Here is a 20,607-nt window from a genome sequence, read left to right as displayed (position 1 = left end):
GTCCTCAGGCAGGCAGGCAAACCACAAACTCGGTGTATTTGCCGGGCTGGGTGGCCACCGTGAGTGTGCCGCTGTGGGCCTTCGTAACGATGTCGTGGGCCAAAGACAAACCCAGGCCGGTGCCTTCGCCCAGCGGCTTGGTGGTGAAGAACGGCTGGAAAATCTGCTGCTGCACATGCGGCTCCATGCCGGTGCCGTTGTCGCGCACCCGAATGCACACCTGCCCGGCCTCGCGGCTGGTGCTCACGTGCAGGGTGGGCTCGTAGTTGGCGGGCTGCTGCCGGGCCCGCTCGGCCAGCGCGTGGAAAGCATTGGTGAACAGGTTCAGAAACACCCGCTCAATCTCGGTGGGCACCAGCAGCACCTCCCCCACTGCCGCGTCCAGCTGAGTGTGCAGCGTGGCCCGGAAGCCGGGGCGCTGCACCTGCAGGCCCTCGTAGGCCAGCCTCAGGGCGTTGGCTACCATGTCATTGAGGGCAGTGGCTTCCTGCTGGCTGGTGCCGGTGCGGGCGTGCGTGAGCATGTCGGTGATGATGGACGAGGCCCGCTGCCCGTGCTGGCTGATTTCCTGCAGATTCTGCTTGAGGCCGCTCAGAATCTCCTGCTGCAGGCCCGGCGATGCGCCCGGGGCCCGGGTGCTGTCGTGGTCGAGCAGCTCCACACTCACCTCAGCAAACTTTTTCATGAAGCTGAGCGGGTTCTGCAGCTCGTGCGCAATGCCCGCCGACAGCTCGCCCACAAACGCCCACTTTTCGGCAGCCACCAGCTGCTTCTGGGTGGCCAGCAGCTCCTGCTGCTGCTGCTCCAGGCGGGCGTAAGCGCGTTTTTTCAGCTGGTTGCTGCGCCAGAGCACCATACTCAGCCCGCCCACCAGCACCAGCCCGCCCAGCGTCACGCCCAGCAGCCACTGCTGCTGCCGGTTCTGCTGCCGGATGAGCTGCGCGTTGCGGGTTAGCTGGCTGATGCGGGCCCGCTGGCGGGCGAGCTGAGCAGCGTACTGCTGGGCCGCCAGCCGCCGGATAAGGTCGCGGCTGCTGAGGCTGTCCTGGTACAGGCTGTAGAGGCGCTGGTAGCGGTAGGCATCGGCAAAGCGGCCCTGCTGCACGCTGGCCTGCGTCAGCACCTGGCTGGCGTCGCGGATGCTTTCCTTCACGCCGCTTTTCAGGCTGGCCTGCAGGCTAGCCTGGCCATAGTAGAATGCGCTGTCCGGGCGGCGGGTGTGCAGGTGGGTGCGGGCTAACACCAGCTGGGCCCAGGGCAGGTAGCCCACTACATCCAGCTTTTGGATGTTGCGCAGTACGCGGTAGGTGTAGGCAAAAGCCTCAGGGAAGCGTCCCTGGTGCTCGGCCATGTCGGCCACGTTGAGCTCCTCCACCAGAAAGCCGGGCTCGTCGCCCAGTTGGCGGGTGAGGGCGGCATCTTGCTCGTAGTAGCGGCGGGCGGTATCCCACTGCTGCTGCGTGCGGTACAGGTCGCCGAGGCCACGCAGCCCCTGCGACACGCCGGGCTGGTTTTGGTGCTGCTTTGCAATCCGCAGGCATTTTTCCAGATGCCGGCGGGCCTGGGCATACTCGCCTACTTCGGTGCTGATAATGCCCATCTGCGCGTTCATCAGCACCAGCCAATGCGGATCGTTCAGGGTTTCAGCCAGCGTAAGGGCCTTCTGGGCGTAGGTCAGCGCCTGCAGATAGTTGCCCTGGCCGGAGTAGATGTACGCCAGGTTGTAGGTGCAGGCCAGTTGGTTGCGCTGATCGCGGAGGCGGGCAAAGGTCTGGCGGGCCTGCTCGGTGTACGCCTGGGCCGGACCGTATTCATTGCGCTTGCGGTAGTAGAAGCCCAAGCCAAGCTGCGCTTTCGCCTCGCCGGACCGATACCCAATCAGCCGGGCCACCTCCAGCGCCTCCTCGAAGCGCACCCGTGAGTCGCGCGGAGCGGTGGAGCGCAGCACAAAGGCCAGCTCGTTGAGGCGGTTCACGCGGGCCGTATCCAGCTGCGGGTGGTTGCGCACCCGGGTCAGCGCCTGCAGCAGCGCCGGCGACTCAGCTCCCAATGCCAGACTGGAAGGCAGCAGCAGAAACAGAAAGAGCCAGAACTTCAAAGCAAACAGGTGGGCTGGATGTAGGGGCGCGGAACCTGGCAAAGCTACTATATTCTTGCTGGAAGTAGTCGGCTTGCCGCCTATCCGGCCACCTGCACACCTTGCGGCCGACTGCTCAGAAACCCTTCGGCAAATCGATGCCGCGAATGGTACGGAACAGGCTAAGTGCATTTTGGTCGGTGAGTCCCCCGATATGGTCGGTGAGCAGCACAATCTGCTCGTAGGCCGAGGCTCCTTCCTGCGGGCCCGACGCCCGAAACTGGTCGGGCAGCAGCTGCAGCAATTTGCGCGAACGGGGGCCAGCCTGGGGGTCGAAGGTGGCGTAGAGGAAGGCGTCGAGCAGGCCGGCCAGCACCTCGAAGCCGGCGGCCTCGATTTCCAGCACCGGGCGGCTCTGGTAGAGATGCTCCACGGTGAGGCGGTGGATTTCCTGCAGCTGCTCCCAGCAGTCGAGCTGCTGCACCAGCGGCTCGTCGGCGCGGCCGCGCAGCAGGTCGGGGGCGCGGTCGGCGAACAGGCGGGCGGTTTGCTGCACCAGCTGGTTGATGAGGCGGGCGCGCAGGTAGCCCAGCTCCTCGCGCCAGTCGCGCCACTCCACCGAGCCACGGCGGCCGGGCGCGTCGCCGAGCATGGCGCGCAGCAGCGCCAAGCCAGTTTCGCACGGAATCAGCCCCAGCTTCAGGCCATCCTCGAAGTCGATGATGCGGTAGCAGAGGTCGTCGGCGGCTTCCACCAAGAAGGCCAGCGGGTGGCGGTGGTAGAAGCCACCCTGGTCGGAGGCGGCGACCTTGGGCAGCAGGCCCAGCTCGCGGGCTACGTCCTGAAAGCGGGAGGCTTCGGTCTGGAAGTAACCGTATTTCTTTTCGCTGCTGCCGTGCGTGCGGCTGGCTTCCTCCACCACCGAGGGCCGCGGATACTTCGTGAAAGCGCCCAGCGTGGCATACGTAAGGCCCAAACCAGCCGAGCCGCTGCTGTGCGCCGCGTAGGTGTGGGTCAGCACCCGAAAGCCGGCGGCGTTGCCTTCAAACTGCTGCAGATCGGCACGTTGGGCGGGGTTGAGCATACGCACAAACGGCTCGGCGGCAGCGCTGCGGAAGTAGGCCGAAATGGCGTCTTCGCCGGAGTGGCCGAAGGGCGGGTTGCCGATGTCGTGGGCCAAGCAGGCGGCCGCCACAATGTCGCCGAAGTCGGAATCAAGGTGGGGCAGGCACTCGGCCAGGCCATCTGTTTCTTCGAGCAGCAGCCGGCCCCCGAGGCGGCCGAGGGAGCGGCCCACGCAGGCCGTTTCCAGCGAGTGCGTGAGGCGGGTGTGCACGAAGTCGGTTTCGGGCAGCGGCATCACCTGGGTTTTGCGCTGCAGCCGCCGAAACGCCGAGCTGAACACCACCCGGTCGTAGTCGGCCACGAAGGCGCCGCGCACGGGCGGCGCGTCGGTCACGACGTGGAGCTGGGGCTGCTCGGGGTAGCGGCGGCGGCTGAGCAGCTGCTCCCAGGTCATGGTGGCGGTATCGGCGGGGTCGGGCGTGAGGTGCAGCATGGAACGGCAAGGTAGCGGAGCGGGGCCAGAAATGCGCGCGGCCATAGGCTGGCGCGAAGCTTCGCTGCTTCCGGCAGGCGCGCTAGCGGCATCCGGCACCGGGTTGGACGGCTAAGCCGGCGGCTTTAGTGGCTACGCCCGTTCCCGGGTTTCGTCGGCCGGGCCCAGCAGGCGCACGGTGGCATAGCCAAGCAGCAGAAACACACCGTAGAGCAACGTCACGCCCCAGGTGCCGGAAAAGGCCATCGGGTGCAGAATCCGGTGCACGATGTCGTAGAAGAGGGTGAGCGGATTGGTGACGATGTCCCAGGAATTGAACCGCAGGTAGCGGCCCAGGTACACCCCGAAGCTGCTCAGCAGCAGCGCCACGGTGGCAAACGCCCAGCCGGCACCCCAGCCAAGCCGACGCGCTACCAGCCCCTGCATATCGGTGAGGGAGGCGTAGGCCAGCATCAGGCCATTCCAGGCCGCGCTCAGCAGCAGGGCCAGGTCGAACCAATACGGCACGCCGGCGCGGGGCTCCAAGTGAAACAGGTCGGTGAGAATGTAGGGCGCGTTGGGGAAAAACAGCAGCCACACGGCGCCTACCGGCAGCAACACCCGCGCCTTCAGCCGCCCCGCCGACAGCCCCAGCATGGTGCTCAACCCAAACGGAATCAGCGCCAGAAACAGGTTCCAGAGCAGGAAGACGAAGGTTATCTGGTGCGTCAGGAAGACGCGAAACGTGATGAGCACCACGCTCAGCGTGAGCGACGCGCCCAGCACCAGCAGCAGGCTCAGGCGCTGCCGCAGTTGCGGCAAGGCAATAGTTATGGGCATCGACATAGCTACAAGTACGGAATTTCCGGGCTTGGAAACGACCAACCCGACCGGGTATTGCCCGGGCTACTTGTCAAACCACAGCGAATAAACGAACCACGCCACCACGAAGATGACCATGATGTACCAGCCCCACTTGGCCGATTCGCGTGAGGTGTCGTTGTGCAGGCGCGGGCGGCGCTTGAGTTCCGGAAGCAGACCCATGACGATATAAGATTGGTATCGGGGCCTTAACACGTACGCCCGCCGCTCTGTTCCGCCAAACGACGCGGACTGTGACACGGACTTCCGTCCACGCCACAGTCCGCGTCGATGTTCATTACCAGCCAGTGGCACGGACTTCAGTCCGTAGCCCAACCCCGCCGGGGTTTGTTAGTCAGTACTGTCGCTGCTGACGGGCTGCGGACTGAAGTCCGTGCCACAGCTAGCGCCGCTTACTGGTCTATTCCATCCGCTCCATCTATACCACCGGCGGCCCAGCGTAGCGTGGCTTGGGTCTGGGCGTATTTAGCCTGCAGCTCGGCCAGCTTCACGCGGGCACTCACCAGGCTGGCTTCGCGGGTGTTGATGAGGAACACCGAGCTTTCGCCGTTTTCGAAGCGGATCTGCTCGCCGTTGCGCAGACGGCCGGCGTTCTGCACCACCTGCTCCTGCAGACGCAGCTGCTCCCGCAGCGCCTCCCAGTCGTTGGCCGCGGCGCGCACGCCGGTCTGGATTTCGCGGCTATCCTGCTGCAAGTCCAGCTCGGTTTCGCGCAGCTTGAGGCGGTTGAGCTGCAGCTTGGCCCGCTCCTGGCGCAGCAGCAGCGGATACGCGAAGCTCACGCCCAGCTTGTAGTTGTTCTGCAGGTAGGTGCCACTCAGGCTGGCCGCCTTTTCGGGGTTGAACGGCTGGCCGGCCTGCAGCAAGTTGTAGTCGAGGGTGAGCTTGGGCAGCAGCTTGTTGCTGAGCAGGCGCCGCTCGATGCCCAACTGGGCCAGCTTGGCGCGGCTTTTCTGCAACTCCGGATGAATCTGCTGGGCCAACGCCGTGAGAGCCGCCAGGGTGTCAGGCGGCAATGAGCGCCAGTCGGTGGGACCGGGCAGGGCCTGGGGGCGCACGCCAACGGGCAACTCGCGCGGCTGCTGCTGCTCATCCCAGAGGTAGTTGCTGAGCTGCAGGGTGGCGTTCTGCCACTGCACCTGCGCCTGACTGAGCGTAGCCAGCCGGTTCTGCAGCTCCGTCAGGGCCTCCACCGAGTCGATGGCGGCTAGGTCGCCGAGGCGCACCCGCTCGCGCACCGCCCGGAAGCGGATGTCGGCCAGCTCGGCGTTCTGGCGCAGCAGCTCACGGCGGCGGAAGTTTAGGGTCCAGTCCCAGTAGTCTTTAGCGGCCTGCAGCAGCAGCTTGTTGAGGGCCGAGCGCCGTTCGGCCTCGGCCAAGCCCTGCAGGGCCTGGGCCTGGCGCACGGCCGCCCGCCGCTCGTCGATGATCAGGCCCTGGGCCAACGGCACCGAGAGGCCCACGTAGCTCAGGCCCGCCGGGGCAGTGTAATTTTCGGGGTTGACGTAGGTGCCCACGCCCCGCTCGAAGCCGGCCTTTATATCCAGCCCGTACCAGACCGGAATCCGCAGCTGCGAGTCCCAGTCGTGGAAATACTCTTTGCCTTTGAACGTCTTGCCGTAGTATTTGCTGGTGGCGGTGGGGTCGAAGAGACCGCGGGCGTAGCGCACCTCCTGCAGGGCGCGCTCGGGCAGCAGGCCGGCCTGCCGGGCCACAGGGTGGCGCAGGGCCACGTAGGTCAGCAGGTCGTTAAGGCCGAACACGCGGCCGGTATCAGGCAGCTCTATGGGGCGGGCCACCAGCGCCGGGGCGCTGATTACCGGCGACCGAACGGCGCGGCTCTGCCCCCACACGGTGGGCGCGCTCAGCAAAGCCAGCAGCAGCGCGGGCAGCAGTGCCCAACCGGCCCACCTCTGCTGCCGGCGCAGCGGGGCCGGATTCAGATGCAGACGCTGGCTCATTTGGCTTCTTCTTCTTCTTCGCTGGCAGCCTCGGCTTTGCCGCCCTTGTCGGGTTTGCCGTACGTGGCCTTGGCTTTCACGGGCTTGCCCACGAAGTTCGGTGGGAAGCCATTCACTTGGCGCCAGAGTTCATACCAGATTGGCACGTCGTCGAGCAGGGCCCAGCCATACACGCCGGAGCCTACGCGCAGCGGCCGGGGCCACGCTTCCTGCTCCGGATCGGGCGTCACGAGTACGCGGTACTGGCCCTGCGAGTCGATGTTGTCGATGACAGCCACCACGCCGCCGAATGTGCCGAAGCTGGTGCCGGGCCAGCCGCTGAACACCAGCGCCGGCCAGCCATCAAACTGCAGCCGCACCTTGCGGCCCACGCTCAGCAGCGGAATGTCCATGGGCTTCACGTAGAGCTCGGCCGCCAGGGCCGGCGCAATCGGCATCACCGTCACAATCGGCTCGCCTTCCTTCACAATTTCGCCCAGGCCTTCCTTAAGGGCCCGCACCACATAACCGTCCTGCGGGGCCGTAATCTGGTAGTAGCCGGAGCGGATGCTCAGGTTGGCCAGCTCGTTGCGCATCTTGGCAATCTGGCCTTCGGTATCGAACTGGTAGGCCGTCACGGAGCGCCGGTCGGATTCCGACTTGGCCAGCTTGTCCTGGTATTCGGCGTTCAGCGAGGACAACTCCAGCTGCGAGTTGATGAGCTCCTGGCGGCTGGCGTCGAGCTTGTTCTGGGCCGACTGCAGCTTGGCAGTGCTTTCCTGGAATTTCAGGCGGCGCTGCTCCAACTCGGTCAAGGACTTCAGCCCCTGCCGGTACAGGGCTTCCTGGCGCTCCTGCTGGCGCTCGGCAATCGTGAAATCGTTCTGGGCGGCGCGCAGGTCGGCCTGGTCGGAGTTCACCTTCAGGCGACTCTGCTCTACTTTGTTGCGGGCCTTGTCGAGGCTCACGCGCAGAGACTGGCGCAGGGCCACCTGCTGGTTGAGCAGGGCCTGGTCTTTGGCGCGGTTCTCTCCCAGCGCCCCGATTTTGGCGTTGAGCTGCTCGCCGGTGCGCTGCACCAGCTGCGGATCGAAGTATTTTTCCTTGACTTCGGCAATGTCTACCAGCGTGTCGCCTTTGCGCACGCGCTGGCCTTCGCGCACGCGCCAGCGCTCAATGCGGCCGGCAATGGTGCTGGGCACGGTCTGGGGGCGGTCCTGGGGGCGTAGCGTGGTGAGCGAGCCGGTGGAACGGATGTTCTGGGTCCAGGGCAGAAAGCCGGCTACCAGCACCAGCAGCCCCAGGCCGGCCGCCCAGCGGGCCAGCGTACGGCCGGCCTGAGGCGTCTGGACCTGCGCAAACGAGCGAAAGCGCCCAGTCAGCGGGTTGGTTTCAGCAAGCGGATTTTCGGCAAAAGCCATTTAGTGAATTGCTTAATTGTTGAATTGTTGAATGGGTGCTCTGGCGAGCAGCTGCCGGCAAGTTTCTGTGGCCATACAGCCAGCCCTTTAACACAGCACCCGCTACACCAGTTTCCCTCAGGCCATCAGCTCCTGCACGTCGGGCTGGGCTGCCACAACTTCAAATGAGCCGTTGGCTACCAGGTGGCCTTCGCGCAACACGGCCAGGCGCGGGCACAGCGCGGCCAGGCGCAGGTCGTTGGAGGCCAGCACGATAGTCCAGTGATTGTCCGGGTCCAGTACGCGGCGCAGAATGTTCAGCCGTTCCACCGGCTCTACGCCGGGCAGGAAGCCGTCGAGCAGCAGCAAGCGCGGGCGGCGCACCAGGGCGCGGGCCAGCAGCAGCTTCTGGCGGGTGCTGTCGGCCAGCGGCGTGCCGGCGCCGAGCGGCGTATTGAGGCCCTGCGGCCGAGAGTACACGTTGTCGCGCAAACCCACTAGCTCCAGCGCCCAGGCCACATCATCGGACCCAATGCCGGCCTGCCCCAGCGTGATGTTGTCGAGGATGCTGCCATCGAACAGGTGCTGGTGCGAGATATTGTCGCCGACGTGCTGTCCCAACGACTCCGGCGACAAGTCCTGCAGGGCCAGGCCATCGTAGGCAATAACGCCGGTGTAGTCGGTGAGCAGGCCAGCCATGATGCGCAGGAGCGTGGTTTTGCCCGAACCGTCGTAGCCGGCCAGCCCCAGGTGCTCGCCGGGCTCGATGGTGAGGGTGATGCCCTGCAACGGCTCTTTCTGCCCCTGCGGATACTGGTAGCCCAGGTGGCGCAGCTCGGCCCGCAGGCCCTTGCGCACGGCAGGCAGCGGCAGGTTGGTGCCCGCGTGCGGGTTCACCACCGGCAGGTCCAGCACGTGCCCAATCTTGTCGAGCGAGGTCAGGGCGTCGTACACCACGTCCAGCTTCAGCAGCACTTTCTCCACGGCCGAAATCGTGAGGATGATGACGATTTCAGCGGCCACAAACTGCCCGATGTTGATCTGCCGGTCAATCAGCAGCCAGCAGCCGATGATGAGCAGGCCGGCCGTAATGAGTGTTTTAAAGGCCACGAAGCCCCAGTACTGGGTGAGCAGCACTTTGAAGTGGGTTTGCCGGGCGTTCAGGTAGCCCTGCACCAGCTTGTCGGTGCGCTCCAGGGCCAGCTCCTGGCGGGGTGGGTGCCGGAAGGTCTGCACGGTACGGGCCACGTCTTCCAGCCAGGCCACCACCTTGTATTTATACTTCGACTCCTGCAGGCTGCTGCTCAGGCCTTTGGGACCGGTAACACGCAGCATCAGGGCCAGCAGCAGCACCAGCAATACGCCGAAGGCAATGAAGATGGGATGGTAGAACGAAAGCAGAATCACGCCGAACAGAATCTGCAGGGCGGCGGCCGAAAACTCTACCAGAATGGTGGCCAGGCCCTTCTGCAGGGTGGGCGCATCGAGCAGGCGGTTCATCAGCTCGGGCAGGTACTCGCCGTCGAGGCTTTCGGTGCGTACGCGCGGCAGGCGCACGGCAAAATCGAGGCTGATGCGCGCAAACAGGCGCTGCTGAATGAATTCGACTAAGTACACCTGCATCACCTGCAGGCCACCTACCAGCAGCGTGCCTAACACGATGAAGCTGATAAGCACCACCAGCGAGGTGCTGACGTCGCCGCTGCTCACAAAGCCGATAACGGACTGCACGCCCAGCGGCAAGGAAAGGTTGATGAGTCCGGCCAGGGCCGCGTACACATATAGGTAGGTGATGTCGCGCTTCTCAGAGGTCAGCAGGCGCCAGAGGCGCTGGCTGGGGCTGAGAGCAGCAGCAGAAGAATCTGCCATAGCAGGAGGTCAGGAAGTAAGTGTGAGAGTGGAAAGCAGAACAGGATGAGCCAGCCCGACCGGCGCGCTCCGGATTGCGCACTACACGTGCGTTTCGCCGGGGCTGACCACAGGCAGTACCCGCCGCAAAATTACGGCGGGCTGCAAGGCTGGGACTTAAACCTGCATTAAATGGAGCTTAACTTTACATTAAAGAAGCAGCAGCGGTAAGCGCCGCCGTCCTTAAACTGCCAGCGGCGGACGCGTGTTTCGGCGGCGGCTGATTGAGGGTGGCCGGGGCCCCGGTTTTGGGGCATTCGAGAGCGTAGTAGCGGCCGCGCCACATCTTCCCCGGCGTTCCTGCGTACCTTTGCCGCGTGGGTTTCGGCCCGCCTGTTGTTCCTCTCTCCCGCCTCTCACTTCTGGCTTCTCTGCCATGCGGTATCTTTCTGCTCTTCGGTTGGCTTGCCTGAGCACGGGTCTGGCCCTGGCTGGTCCGGCCCTGGCCCAGCAGCCCGCTCGCCCGACTACCACCCCAGCGGCTGCCCGGCCGGCCACTACGCCCGCCAAAGCCCCGGCCAAGCCTGCGGCAACCAAACCTGCTGCTCCTGCTGCCGGTAAGCCGGCGGCGCCGGCCACCAAGCCAGCCACGACTACCCCTACGCCCGCCAAAACCGCCACGCCGGCCAAAACCACGGCTACGCCTACGGCTGCCAAACCCATTACGCCGGCCCCACCCCGGCCGCAGGGCCCGCCCCTGCCCGCCAACCTAGGCTCCACGGATTTCAACACGCGCTACAAAAACGGCAAAACCCTCATCGGCCAGGCCCGCTACGACCTAGCCCTGCAGGAGCTGGAGCCCCTCACCGCTCCGGGCAACAAGTTCAACCGGGCTCCGGAAGCGGCCTACCTCTACGCCGTGGCCGCCGCCAAAGCCGCCAAGTGGCCCGAGGCCGAGCAGATGCTGAATCTGCTGCGCAGCGAGTATCCGCAGTGGCCCAACCTGCCGGAAGCCTTCTTTCTGCAGGGGCAGGTGTCGTTTGAGCAGGGCGACTTCGACAACGCCCTGCGCGTGCTAGCCCAGCTGCCGCCCGACCGCCTCACCACGGAGCGCGAGAACATGAAGGCCGTGTACCTGCCGCGCATTAAGGACAAGGCCACCTTCCAGAATCTGCTCCAGACCTATCCGCAGGAAGCGGCGCTCGGCAAGGCCTACGCCAGCAAGCTGGCCAACGGCGGCTGGTACACCGACGCCGACAAGCCCCAGCTCGACCAGCTGATTACGCAGTTTGCCCTCGACCGCACCCGCTACACGCCCCGCCCCCGGGCCCAGCGCAAAAGCACCTACAACATCGGGGTGCTGCTGCCCTTCGAGTTCAACGACCCGAGCTGGGAAACGCGCCGCAAAAACCAGTTCGTGACGGACCTGTACGCCGGCCTGCGCCTGGCCCAGGATTCGCTGCAGCGCGAGGGCCGGCCGGTGCAGCTGTTTGCCTACGATACCGGCGCCGATACGCTGCAACTCAAGCAGGTGCTGGCGTTGCCCGAGCTGGCCGGCATGGACATGCTCATCGGGCCAGTGTATAAGTCGGGCTCCAAGATTCTGGCCCGCTACGCTCAGCAGCGCCAGATTCTGTGCGTCAACCCCCTGTCGCAGGATGCCGATTTGGTGCTGGACAACCCGTGGCACTACCTCTACGAGCCCAGCACGGCCACCCAGGCCCGGCAGGCGGCGCAGTTTGCCTTCACCCGCCTCGGGGGCCCGCGCACGGCCGTGGTTCTCTACGAAGACACCAAAGATGAAGCCGCGTTCGGCCTGGCCTACAAGCAGGCTTACGAGGCCCTCGGTGGCCGCGTGCTGCAGCTGCGCCGCATCAACTCCGATGTGGACGAGTCGCTCAGCACCGGCTTTGCCGGGCTGGACCTGAAGTCCGTGGGGCACCTGGTGGTGGCCTCCGACGCCAAAAAGGCGGGGCCCTACACGTTTGGGGTCATGAAAACCCAGGAAGCCCGCGTGCCGCTGATTACTTACGCATCCTGGCTCGATAACAGCCGCGTGGGCCTGTCGCAGCTCGATGCCCGCGACGTGTACTTCGTGCATTCCAAGTTTCTGGACCGCACCAACCCCGGCGTGCGCCGCTTCCGGCAGCTCTACCTGCAGCGCCAGAAGCTGCCGCCCTCCGTGTTTGCTTTCACCGGCTTCGAGCTGCTCTACTACTTCGGCTCGCAGCTGCATCAGTACGGCCCGGCCTTTCAGCAGAATCTGGCAGCCAGCGGCCCGGTGTCCGGCGCCGTGTTCCAGGGCATCGGCTACCCTGGCGGCACCCACGACAACCAGTACGTGCCCATCACCAAGCTGGAGCGGCTGGAAGTGGAAGTGCTGAACCCCGTAGGTATCCGGTAGGTTGTTACCTGAAACCACAAACTCTTGGCCAGCTTCTGGCCTGTTTGAAAACTGTCACTCAACGCTACGCGAAGCAAAAGCTTCGCGCTACATACCCCTTATGTCGCAAGCTACCCTCACCCCTGCCCTCAACCTTTCCACTTCTGATGCGCTGTTTACGCGCGCCAAAGACCACATTCCAGGTGGCGTGAACTCGCCGGTACGGGCCTTCCGCGCCGTGGGCGGGCACCCCGTGTTCATGCAGTCGGCGCAGGGCGCCTGGCTCACCGACGTGGACGGCAACCGCTACCTGGACTTCATCAACTCCTGGGGGCCGATGATTTTGGGCCACGCGCCGCAGATTGTGCTGGATGCCGTGCAGGGAGCCATCGGCAACTCGCTGTCGTTTGGCGCGCCTACCCGCCGCGAGGTGGAAATGGCCGAACTCATCAAGCAGATGGTGCCCAGCATCGAGAAAGTACGGCTGGTGAACTCCGGCACCGAGGCCACCATGTCGGCCATCCGGGTGGCGCGCGGCTACACGGGCCGCACCAAAATCCTCAAGTTTGAAGGCTGCTACCACGGCCACGGCGACTCGTTCCTAATTGCAGCCGGCTCAGGCGCCCTCACCCTGGGTACCCCCGACTCGCCCGGCGTGACGCCCGGCGTAGCCCAGGACACCCTCACGGTGCCCTACAACGACCTGGCCGCCGTAGAACAGGCCATTGCCGCCAACGACGGCCAGATTGCAGCCCTGATTCTGGAGCCCGTAGTAGGCAACATGGGCCTAGTGGCTCCGGCCGAAGGCTACCTGCAGGGCCTGCGCGCGCTGTGCATCCAGCACGGCATCGTGCTCATCTTTGATGAGGTGATGACCGGCTTCCGCCTGGCCCGCGGCGGCGCGCAGGAGCTCTACGGCATCACGCCCGACATGACGACGCTGGGCAAAATCATTGGCGGCGGTATGCCCGTGGGCGCCTACGGCGGCCGCCAGGACATCATGGACAACGTGGCCCCCGCCGGCAAGGTATACCAGGCGGGCACGCTCTCCGGCAACCCCATTGCCACCGCCGCCGGCATTGCCCAGCTCACCTACCTGCAACAGCACCCCGAACTCTACGACGAGCTGAACCGCATCACCACCCGCCTCGCCGACGGCACCCGCCAGATCTGCCAGGAGCTGGGCCTGAACTACACTGTAAACCAGGTGGGCTCGATGTTCAGCGTGTTCTTCACCGACAAGCTGGTGCACAACCTCGAAGACGCCAAAACCTCCGATACTGAGGCATTTGGCCGCTACTTCCAGGGCATGCTGCACCGCGGCATCTACCTGGCGCCGGCGCAGTACGAGGCCCTGTTCGTGAGCACCGCCATTACCGACGAGCTGGTGGACCACTACCTCACGGCCTGCCGCGAAGCCATGCGCGAAGCCCACGGCCTGTAGTACCAGCCTCTCTACTCAGGTATTCATGCGAAACCCGGAAAGCCTCCCTACTATCTGTGGGGAGGCTTTTCCTTTGCTGGCAGTGGTGGATAAAAACCCGCGCAAGCGTATGGGCAACGTGTTACCTTTGCGGTAACCATTTGCGCTGCCATGTCCCGATTTCGTTTGTTGCTGCCTCTTTTCCTGTTGCTGTGGCTAGCCGTGCCGGTTGCGCTGCCGGCCCAGAACAGCACCCCGGCCGCCGCCAACAAGCAGCTTTTCGACCGCACCGTAGACGAGCTCAACTTCCGCACCATGGAAACCGTGTACGACAAGTCGTTTACGCGGCGCAAGTTCCCGGCTTCCATGCGCACGGCCAAGGCCCGCCGCGACTTCACCGACTTCAACGGCCGCACCGACCTGCAGACGCTGTTTCAGAACTACAATGGCGTATCGGAGCGCTACAAAAGCCGCTTCGGCAAAGGCCGCACCGATCTGGCCGAGTTTGAAAAGCAGTTGGGCAGCATACTGGTAGACAAGAACTTCGAGTTTTTCATTCGGGTCTTGCCCCGCGACGAGCGGGTAGCCCTCATCCGGGCGCTGCAGCGCGTGATTTCTCAGGGCGCCGCCCGTTTCAACGCCTCCGAAGACCCTGTGCCAGAAGAGCTGTCGGCTGATGGTGCGGCCGTGCCGCCTGCGGATGTCGATGCGCCAGCCACCACCTCGGCCGCTACCGAAGACCCGTCGCCGCAGCCCGAAGCGCCGCTCACCACGGTCACTACTTCCGTCAGCACCGGCCCCCGCCCCCTCGACGTGCCCGTGCGCCACGACTGGCTCGACTACCTGACGCTGCTGCTGGCGGCCACCTCCACGCTGCTGCTGCTGCTGCTCGTAACCAGCGTGCTGCCCGACCTGCGCGCCCGCCTCGATGGCCTAGCCGAGGAGTTGGAGCAGCAGCCCACCAAACCCCGCTCCCGCTCCAACGCCTTGCCCAAAGACCGCTACGACGAGGAAGAGGTATAATTAGTAATTGAGAATTAGTAATGAGTAAGTGTGCTGAATGGGTGGCTTTTTCGCCTCACGTCAACGCCAACTCATTATCGCTAATTCTTACTTGCTAATTCCTAATTGCTAATTCACCCCCTACATGATCCTGACCGACCAGCAGATTCTCGCCGAGATTGAGCGCGGCAACATCGTCATCGAACCTTACGACCGGAGCTGCCTCGGCACCAATTCCTACGACGTGCACCTGGGCCGCTACCTAGCCACCTACCGCGACAAGGTGCTGGACGCCCGCAAGCACAACGAAATCGACGTATTCGAAATCCCGGAGGAAGGCTTTGTGCTGCAGCCCGGCGTGCTGTACTTGGGCGTTACGGAGGAATACACCGAGAGCCACGCCCATGTGCCGTTTCTGGAGGGCAAGAGCAGCGTCGGCCGCCTCGGCATCGACATCCACGCCACCGCCGGCAAAGGCGACATCGGCTTCTGCAACACCTGGACCCTGGAAATCAGCGTGTCGATGCCGGTGCGCGTGTACTACCTGATGCCCGTGGGCCAGCTGATTTACTTCAGCGTGCAAGGCGATGTAGAGACGTTCTACAACCGCAAGCCCAACGCCAAGTACAACGAGCGGACCGTGAAGCCAGTGGAGTCGATGATGTGGAAAAACCGGTTCTAGCGTAGCAGAACCCTGGCCGTAAGGCGTTTTGCTGAGGCTGTATATAGGCTTAGCAAAACGCCTTTTTGCTTTCGGTATAAACTCCTTGGCACAGTTTTTCGTTAGGGAGGAAGCAACTGGCTGCCGATTCTCCCTCTGGCTTCGCTGGTTTTCCCGATTTTCGAACGATCAACGATAAGTCTACCATGAGAAACCAACTTGCTACTGCTGCCCTGCTGCTGGTCGCCACGCTCGGCTCGCAGGCCCAGCAAAAGCCGGCCCTGGCTCCTAAAGATAAAACCCAGTCGTCGCCGCGCCTGACGCCGGTGCAGGTGCGCGCCGCCCGCCTCTCCGACCAGATGGCTCGCGAGCTGCGCCTCAACGGCTACCAAGCCACCCGCCTGCGCGCCATCAACGAAGACAAGATTGCCAAGATGGCTGCCATTGAGCAGCGCAACGCCGGCAACCCCAAGCTCATTGACGAGCAGTGCGGCGCCGTGTGCAAGGAGCGCGACCGGGAGCTACAGGCTGTGCTTTCCAACGACCAGTACAGCAACTACTACGGCTCCCGTTCGGCGTATTACAAGTATGACAAAGACTACGCCTCGCGTTCCGGCAATGTCAACTCCGACTTCGTAAACTCGGTGCAAAACCCGTCCCCCGCTTCCAGTGGCGCCGTGATTGCCCCGGCCCGCAAGCCGGCCAGTACCACCCGCTAGTAGTTTATTCTCACAAAAAAGCCCCGCTTAGCAGTTGCTGAGCGGGGCTTTTTTGCGGGCTGGGAGCCTTACTTCTGCTTTTTGTTTTCTTCGTCGATGTGGTCGGTGAGGGCGCGGCACAGGTCGCGCATCTTGGTGGCCATTACCACGTCGTTGGTGGCCGTCATGATGGTTTCGGCCATGGCGCCGATGTTATCGACCACGAAATACTTCATAGCATCCACGGGCATGTCCTTGGTCCAGAGGTCAATTTTCATGGTGCCGTCCTGGTCCCGGTCCCAGATGGCAATGTTGATGGCTTTGGCAAAGTGAATATCGGGGCCCGCGTCAGTGGCCGACCAGCTGATGGCCTCCGGAACTTTCTGGTCGTCGAGGGCAATGCTGAAGCGGATTTCGGATTTCTTCATGGGTTCAGAAGGTGAAAAAGCACGTCATGCAGAGCGGAGCGAAGCATCTCGCCAGTGCAGTAAACTCATTTAGTGAATTACTATACTGGCGAGATGCTTCGCTCCGCTCTGCATGACGTGCTGAAGTAGTGCAAAAGTTAAACGTAGTTGTTCAGCATCACTGGCATCACCAGCATCAGGATGCTTTCGTTGTCGTCGGCGAGGGTGGGCATGAGCAGGCCGGCGCGGTTGGGCGTGCTCAGCTCCAGCGTGATTTCCTCGGAGTCGATGTTGCTGAGCATTTCTTGCAGGAACTTGGCGTTGAAGCCGATTTCCATGTCCTCACCGTCGTACTGGCAGGCCAGCTTTTCGTTGGCTTCGTTCGAGAAGTCGAGGTCTTCGGCCGATACGGTCAGCTCGGAGCCGGCCAGGCGCAGGCGCACCTGGTGGGTGGTTTTGTTGGAGTAGATGCTGATGCGCTTCACCGAGTTCAGCAGCTCCTGGCGGCTGATGATGAGCTTGTTGGGGTTGCTGACCGGAATGACGTTTTCGTAGTCGGGGTAGCGCTCATCAATCAGGCGGCACACGAGGCGCATCTGGTTGAAGCTGAAAAAGGCGTTGGAGTTGTTGAACTCCACGCGCACCGGCGTAGCCTCGGAGGGCAGCGCGCCTTTCAGCAGGTTGAAGGCTTTGCGCGGGATGATGAGGTTGGCGGTCTGGCCGGCGCCCACGTCGGAGCGGCGGTAGCGCAGCAAGCGGTGGCCGTCGGTGGCCACGAAGGTTACCTGGTTGTCGGCCAGCTGCACCAGAATGCCGGTCATGGCTGGGCGCAGCTCGTCGGTGCTAACGGCGAAGATGGTCTTGTTGATGGCGCGGCTCAGCGACGACGACGGGATTTCCACCGGCGTAGAGCCTTTCACGACGGGCACGCGAGGGAAGTCCGTAGCGTTTTCGCCGGCCAGCTTGTAGCGGCCGTTGGAGCTGGCAATTTCGATGCTGTAGGTTTCCTCGTCCAGGGTAAAGGTCACGGGCTGGTCGGGCAGGTTTTTCAGGGTGTCGAGCAGGATGCGGGCGGGCGCGGCAATGCGGCCACTTTCGCGCGCTTCCACGGGCAGCTCGGTCATCATGCTCGTTTCCAGATCGGAGGCTGTAATCGTCAGCTTGCCGTCTTCGATTTCAAAGAGGAAGTTCTCCAGAATCGGCACCACAGGGTTGTTCGTGACCACGCCGTTGATGCTCTGAAGCTGCTTGAGCAGGGCGGAAGACGAGACGATGAACTTCATAAAGGATGGGGTTCGGGAGTGTTTTTGGAAGGGAGACAAAGATAGGAAACCGGGGCGGGGTTTTCTAGTGCAAAAACCGGTTGGCGTGTAGTTCGCTGATCGTATGTCCGACTATTGCGACAGGGGAAAAAATCCCTTAGCCAGTCCGCAAAATCTCTACAAGACAAGGGCGCACAGCAAACCCAGCACCAATAGAATTCCGAGGGCTGCTACTGTATTCAATACCACTACCTGACCGGCATTGGCGTAGCTGCTATCGTACTCCTTTACTAGGGCACGCCGCACCTTCATCCGGTTCCGATGTCGCAGATACAGGTATAGAAAGCCAATGACGGAGAGTACGATAACGCTGAATACACTCTCGATCAGGCCTTCAAATAAAAGCGTGAGTAATTCCTCCACGGCAATGCCTCATTATCAGATAATGCTTTAAAACCGTGCATACCGCCGCTTCCGGCGCCAAGCCCGCACGGCGCCAAACACGCCTAGCAGCAGCAGCGGGGCCACCAGATTCAGCAGCTGCCACTGGCGGCGCTCCTCGGCCACGCGCAGCTTGTCGAGGGGCCGGAGCGTGATTTGCTTGCCGCGCACCGATATCAGGTTGCTTTCATCGAGCATGTAGTCGACGGCGTTGAGCACTAGCTCGCGGTTGGCGAATTCGGTGGCGGCGAGGCGGTCGAAGCCCAGGCGCAAGGGGCGGCCGGTTTTGGGGTCCACGTCGTTGCGCACGAAGTCGCCGTCGGAGAGCACCAGCACTTTGGCGGGGCGGTCCTGGGGGCTGGTGGCAGGCTGGAAGCGGGCCGTGCCGGGCTCGGCGCGGTTGGCGTAGAGCGAGCGAAACTGGCCTTCGAGCAGGTAGCCAACGGGCTTGAACTGCGAGGTGTAGAGCTGGCGGTTGGGCTCCAGGCGGGCGTCGTTGAGGTTGACGGGCACCGGCGAGGGCAGCACGCGGGTGTAGCGCGAGGTGAACAGCAGCGGCGTCTTACGAATCCCGACGGCCTTCACCGTGTCGATGCTGCTCACAAACTTGGTGTACACCGCGTCGAGGTTGCGGGTGATGGGGTGCTGGCTGAAGTTGTTGATGAGCGGGTAGAACTGCCACGGCATGGGCTCCACTTTGGGCTTGTTGCCCATCATGCCGGTCACGAGCGGGATGACGCCGGAGTTGAGGTCGAGCAGCAGGTCGGGGTTGACGCGCACGCCGTACTTGAACAGCAGGTCGTCGAGGTTGGTCTGGATCGGGAACGAGAGCATGCCGCCGCGGCTGGCGCTGTCGAGGTTCACGCGCATGGCATCCACGAAAAACAGCGCGTTGCCGCCGTGCGTGACGAACTGGTCGAGCTTGAACTTCTCGGGCTCCGAGAACGTGCCGGCGGGCTTGGCCACCACCAAAGCGCTGAGCGTGCGCAAATCCTGGGGGCGAGTCTGGGCGAGGTTCACCCGGAACACGTCGTAGAACTGGCTGAGCGAGCCAATCAGGTCGCCGGCTTCGGCGTTGTTTAGCTCGCCGTGTCCTTCCACCACCCCGATGCGCTTGCGCTGGCCGGGCACCACCCGGCGGATGGCGCTGGCCATTTCGTACTCCAGCCCTTCGATGCTCTGGTTGAGGCGCACGTCGGCCGGGGCGGCCTGGTTGCCGCGCAGCAACAGCACCTGCTGCTCCTTGCCCCCGGCCGATACGGTAGCCCAGGGGAAGATGATTTTCTCGACCCGCTTACCGTTTTCGTTGGCCCCGAGGTTGGTGGGGCGCAGTCCTTTCTTGAGCAGCGTGGCGTAATAGGCGTTACGGGCCTGCTCGGTGCCGGCCGCCGAGGGGTCGATGAACACATAGTGCAGGTTCTGGCCGCCATAGACCTGCATTTCGTTGAGGGTTTCGCGCACGGCCTGCTGCAGGCGCCGGAACGACGGCGGGAAGTCGCCGTCGAGGTACACCGTCACGGTGACGGGCTGCGGCAGCTTCTGCAGCAGCTCCTTGGTGGCCTCCGCCATGGTGTAGCGCTTCTCCTCCGTCAGATCGAGCCGGAAAAAGAACTGCTGGCCCAGAAAATTGAACAGCAGCAGCAGGCCGATGACCAGCAGAAAGCGGGTCAGGTCGCGGCGTTTGCGGGTTTGGATGGGCGCGGTGGATTGTGTTTCGGGCATGTTCTGTCGGGGGCCTCACCCCCTAGCCCCCTCTCCTGCAGAGAGGGGGGACTATTTTTTAGCTTGTTAGCACCATATTTTACTAGAGCTAGTTCCCCCTCTCTGCAGGAGAGGGGGCTAGGGGATGAGGCAAACGGCCTGCTACCAGTTGCGGCTTTGCAGCACCAGCCGCGTGCCGAGCAGCAGGCCGGCAATGAGGCTGAGAAAGTACAGCAGGTCGCGGGAGTCGAGCAGGCCCTTGCTGATGTCGCGGTAGTGGGCCGCAATGCCGAGCTGGCCGATGTAGTAGGCCGGCGCCCCATCGAACACCGACGCTACCGAATCGAAGCCGGAGTACACCAGAAAGCAGCCGACTACCGCCACCAGAAAGGCAATGATCTGGTCGCGGGTGATGGCCGAGGCAAATACGCCGATGGCCGCAAACACCGCCGCCAGCAGCCCCAGACCCAGGTAAGAGCCCACCGTAGCGGCCGAGTCGATGTTGCCAGCGGGCGCGCCCAGCTGGTACACCGAGTAGTAGTAGAGCAGCGTGGGCAGCAGCGCCAGCAAGGCCAGCAGCAGGCAGGCCAGGTACTTCCCTCCTATTATCTGGCCGTCGGTGAGCGGGCGGGTGAGCAGCAGCTCCATGGTGCCGGCCTTCTTCTCTTCGGCGAAGGTGCGCATGGTGAGGGCCGGAATCAGGAACAGGAAAACCCAGGGCGCGATGTTGAACAGCGTCTGCAGGTCGGCAAAGCCCGAATCGAGCACCGAGCTATCCGGAAAGACCCACACGAACAGGCCCGTAGCCACCAGAAACACCCCTATCACCACGTAGGCAATAGGCGAGTTGAGGAAGCTGTTGAATTCTTTGCGAAGGATGGCGAGCATCTAGGCGGGTAATGAGGTGATGATTGGTTGTAAGAACGTCATGCAGAGCGCAGCGAA

16 protein-coding genes are annotated in these 20,607 nt (G+C 63.4%); 5 read left to right on the top strand and 11 right to left on the bottom strand.

Annotated features, from left to right (window positions below; all coding sequences use genetic code 11):
* Positions 1 to 4: 4 nt before the first annotated feature.
* The 7 genes from O9Z63_RS05195 to O9Z63_RS05165 all read right to left on the bottom strand — a co-directional run bounded on the left by O9Z63_RS05195 (position 5) and on the right by O9Z63_RS05165 (position 9,705).
* Positions 5 to 2,098: a tetratricopeptide repeat-containing sensor histidine kinase gene (locus O9Z63_RS05195; RefSeq protein ID WP_270128269.1), complete on the bottom strand. Its 2,094-nt coding sequence runs from the start codon at positions 2,096 to 2,098 to the stop codon at positions 5 to 7.
* 115 nt (positions 2,099 to 2,213) lie between these two features.
* Positions 2,214 to 3,635, bottom strand: coding sequence for a dGTP triphosphohydrolase (gene dgt / locus O9Z63_RS05190; RefSeq protein ID WP_270128268.1), 1,422 nt, complete (start codon positions 3,633 to 3,635; stop codon positions 2,214 to 2,216).
* Positions 3,636 to 3,767: 132 nt separating this feature from the next.
* A complete protein-coding gene (locus tag O9Z63_RS05185) occupies positions 3,768 to 4,460 on the bottom strand; it encodes a DUF1361 domain-containing protein (protein WP_270128267.1) in 693 nt (230 codons plus the stop codon).
* A 60-nt stretch (positions 4,461 to 4,520) separates the two neighbouring features.
* Positions 4,521 to 4,658 carry a hypothetical protein gene (locus O9Z63_RS05180; RefSeq protein WP_270128266.1) on the bottom strand — a complete coding sequence of 46 codons (138 nt, stop codon included), beginning with the start codon at positions 4,656 to 4,658 and terminating at the stop codon, positions 4,521 to 4,523.
* A gap of 230 nt (positions 4,659 to 4,888) precedes the next feature.
* Positions 4,889 to 6,457 (bottom strand): TolC family protein, encoded by a 1,569-nt coding sequence (locus O9Z63_RS05175; RefSeq protein ID WP_270128265.1) that lies wholly within the window; start codon positions 6,455 to 6,457, stop codon positions 4,889 to 4,891.
* Complete coding sequence (locus O9Z63_RS05170; protein ID WP_270128264.1) at positions 6,454 to 7,857, bottom strand: HlyD family secretion protein; 1,404 nt, start codon at positions 7,855 to 7,857, stop codon at positions 6,454 to 6,456. Before O9Z63_RS05170 ends, O9Z63_RS05175 begins: the two co-directional genes overlap by 4 nt.
* A 117-nt stretch (positions 7,858 to 7,974) precedes the next feature.
* Positions 7,975 to 9,705 (bottom strand): peptidase domain-containing ABC transporter, encoded by a 1,731-nt coding sequence (locus O9Z63_RS05165; RefSeq protein WP_270128263.1) that lies wholly within the window; start codon positions 9,703 to 9,705, stop codon positions 7,975 to 7,977.
* Between the two features lie 415 nt (positions 9,706 to 10,120).
* Here O9Z63_RS05165 and O9Z63_RS05160 point away from each other — a divergent pair, with 415 nt between their 5' ends.
* From O9Z63_RS05160 to O9Z63_RS05140, 5 genes are all read left to right on the top strand, one after another.
* Positions 10,121 to 12,088, top strand: coding sequence for an ABC transporter substrate-binding protein (locus O9Z63_RS05160; protein ID WP_270128262.1), 1,968 nt, complete (start codon positions 10,121 to 10,123; stop codon positions 12,086 to 12,088).
* Between the two features lie 100 nt (positions 12,089 to 12,188).
* Positions 12,189 to 13,511 carry a glutamate-1-semialdehyde 2,1-aminomutase gene (gene hemL, locus O9Z63_RS05155; protein ID WP_270128261.1) on the top strand — a complete coding sequence of 441 codons (1,323 nt, stop codon included), beginning with the start codon at positions 12,189 to 12,191 and terminating at the stop codon, positions 13,509 to 13,511.
* A 150-nt stretch (positions 13,512 to 13,661) separates the two neighbouring features.
* Entirely contained in the window at positions 13,662 to 14,513 is an 852-nt protein-coding gene (locus O9Z63_RS05150; RefSeq protein WP_270128260.1) for a hypothetical protein, read from the top strand.
* A gap of 124 nt (positions 14,514 to 14,637) precedes the next feature.
* The gene (gene dcd, locus O9Z63_RS05145) at positions 14,638 to 15,174 is read left to right on the top strand and encodes a dCTP deaminase (protein ID WP_270128259.1); all 537 of its coding nucleotides are present in this window, start codon (positions 14,638 to 14,640) and stop codon (positions 15,172 to 15,174) included.
* 185 nt (positions 15,175 to 15,359) lie between these two features.
* Complete coding sequence (locus O9Z63_RS05140; protein ID WP_270128258.1) at positions 15,360 to 15,872, top strand: hypothetical protein; 513 nt, start codon at positions 15,360 to 15,362, stop codon at positions 15,870 to 15,872.
* A gap of 68 nt (positions 15,873 to 15,940) precedes the next feature.
* Here the strand turns inward: O9Z63_RS05140 and gldC are convergent, their stop codons facing one another.
* The 4 genes from gldC to gldF all read right to left on the bottom strand — a co-directional run bounded on the left by gldC (position 15,941) and on the right by gldF (position 20,550).
* A complete protein-coding gene (gene gldC, locus O9Z63_RS05135) occupies positions 15,941 to 16,279 on the bottom strand; it encodes a gliding motility protein GldC (RefSeq protein WP_270128257.1) in 339 nt (112 codons plus the stop codon).
* A 137-nt stretch (positions 16,280 to 16,416) separates the two neighbouring features.
* A complete protein-coding gene (gene dnaN / locus O9Z63_RS05130) occupies positions 16,417 to 17,541 on the bottom strand; it encodes a DNA polymerase III subunit beta (protein WP_044012853.1) in 1,125 nt (374 codons plus the stop codon).
* Between the two features lie 429 nt (positions 17,542 to 17,970).
* Complete coding sequence (gene gldG / locus O9Z63_RS05125) at positions 17,971 to 19,683, bottom strand: gliding motility-associated ABC transporter substrate-binding protein GldG (RefSeq protein ID WP_270128256.1); 1,713 nt, start codon at positions 19,681 to 19,683, stop codon at positions 17,971 to 17,973.
* Positions 19,684 to 19,824: 141 nt separating this feature from the next.
* Positions 19,825 to 20,550, bottom strand: a complete 726-nt coding sequence (gene gldF, locus O9Z63_RS05120; protein WP_044012862.1) for a gliding motility-associated ABC transporter permease subunit GldF — start codon at positions 20,548 to 20,550, stop codon at positions 19,825 to 19,827.
* Positions 20,551 to 20,607: the final 57 nt, after the last annotated feature.

Origin of the sequence: Hymenobacter yonginensis (genome assembly GCF_027625995.1) — a bacterium.
GTDB lineage: Bacteria > Bacteroidota > Bacteroidia > Cytophagales > Hymenobacteraceae > Hymenobacter > Hymenobacter yonginensis.
This window is presented reverse-complemented; position numbering and strand designations above follow the sequence as displayed.

What these genes read in the sequence shown, in the direction of transcription:
- O9Z63_RS05175 (WP_270128265.1), bottom strand. Translation starts at nt 6,457, where the DNA reads ATGAGCCAGCGTCTGCATCTGAATCCGGCCCCGCTGCGCCGGCAGCAG.
- dcd (WP_270128259.1), top strand. Translation starts at nt 14,638, where the DNA reads ATGATCCTGACCGACCAGCAGATTCTCGCCGAGATTGAGCGCGGCAAC.
- gldF (WP_044012862.1), bottom strand. Translation starts at nt 20,550, where the DNA reads ATGCTCGCCATCCTTCGCAAAGAATTCAACAGCTTCCTCAACTCGCCT.
- dgt (WP_270128268.1), bottom strand. Translation starts at nt 3,635, where the DNA reads ATGCTGCACCTCACGCCCGACCCCGCCGATACCGCCACCATGACCTGG.
- O9Z63_RS05165 (WP_270128263.1), bottom strand. Translation starts at nt 9,705, where the DNA reads ATGGCAGATTCTTCTGCTGCTGCTCTCAGCCCCAGCCAGCGCCTCTGG.
- O9Z63_RS05160 (WP_270128262.1), top strand. Translation starts at nt 10,121, where the DNA reads ATGCGGTATCTTTCTGCTCTTCGGTTGGCTTGCCTGAGCACGGGTCTG.
- hemL (WP_270128261.1), top strand. Translation starts at nt 12,189, where the DNA reads ATGTCGCAAGCTACCCTCACCCCTGCCCTCAACCTTTCCACTTCTGAT.
- O9Z63_RS05150 (WP_270128260.1), top strand. Translation starts at nt 13,662, where the DNA reads ATGTCCCGATTTCGTTTGTTGCTGCCTCTTTTCCTGTTGCTGTGGCTA.
- O9Z63_RS05185 (WP_270128267.1), bottom strand. Translation starts at nt 4,460, where the DNA reads ATGTCGATGCCCATAACTATTGCCTTGCCGCAACTGCGGCAGCGCCTG.
- O9Z63_RS05180 (WP_270128266.1), bottom strand. Translation starts at nt 4,658, where the DNA reads ATGGGTCTGCTTCCGGAACTCAAGCGCCGCCCGCGCCTGCACAACGAC.
- O9Z63_RS05140 (WP_270128258.1), top strand. Translation starts at nt 15,360, where the DNA reads ATGAGAAACCAACTTGCTACTGCTGCCCTGCTGCTGGTCGCCACGCTC.
- gldG (WP_270128256.1), bottom strand. Translation starts at nt 19,683, where the DNA reads ATGCCCGAAACACAATCCACCGCGCCCATCCAAACCCGCAAACGCCGC.
- dnaN (WP_044012853.1), bottom strand. Translation starts at nt 17,541, where the DNA reads ATGAAGTTCATCGTCTCGTCTTCCGCCCTGCTCAAGCAGCTTCAGAGC.
- O9Z63_RS05170 (WP_270128264.1), bottom strand. Translation starts at nt 7,857, where the DNA reads ATGGCTTTTGCCGAAAATCCGCTTGCTGAAACCAACCCGCTGACTGGG.
- gldC (WP_270128257.1), bottom strand. Translation starts at nt 16,279, where the DNA reads ATGAAGAAATCCGAAATCCGCTTCAGCATTGCCCTCGACGACCAGAAA.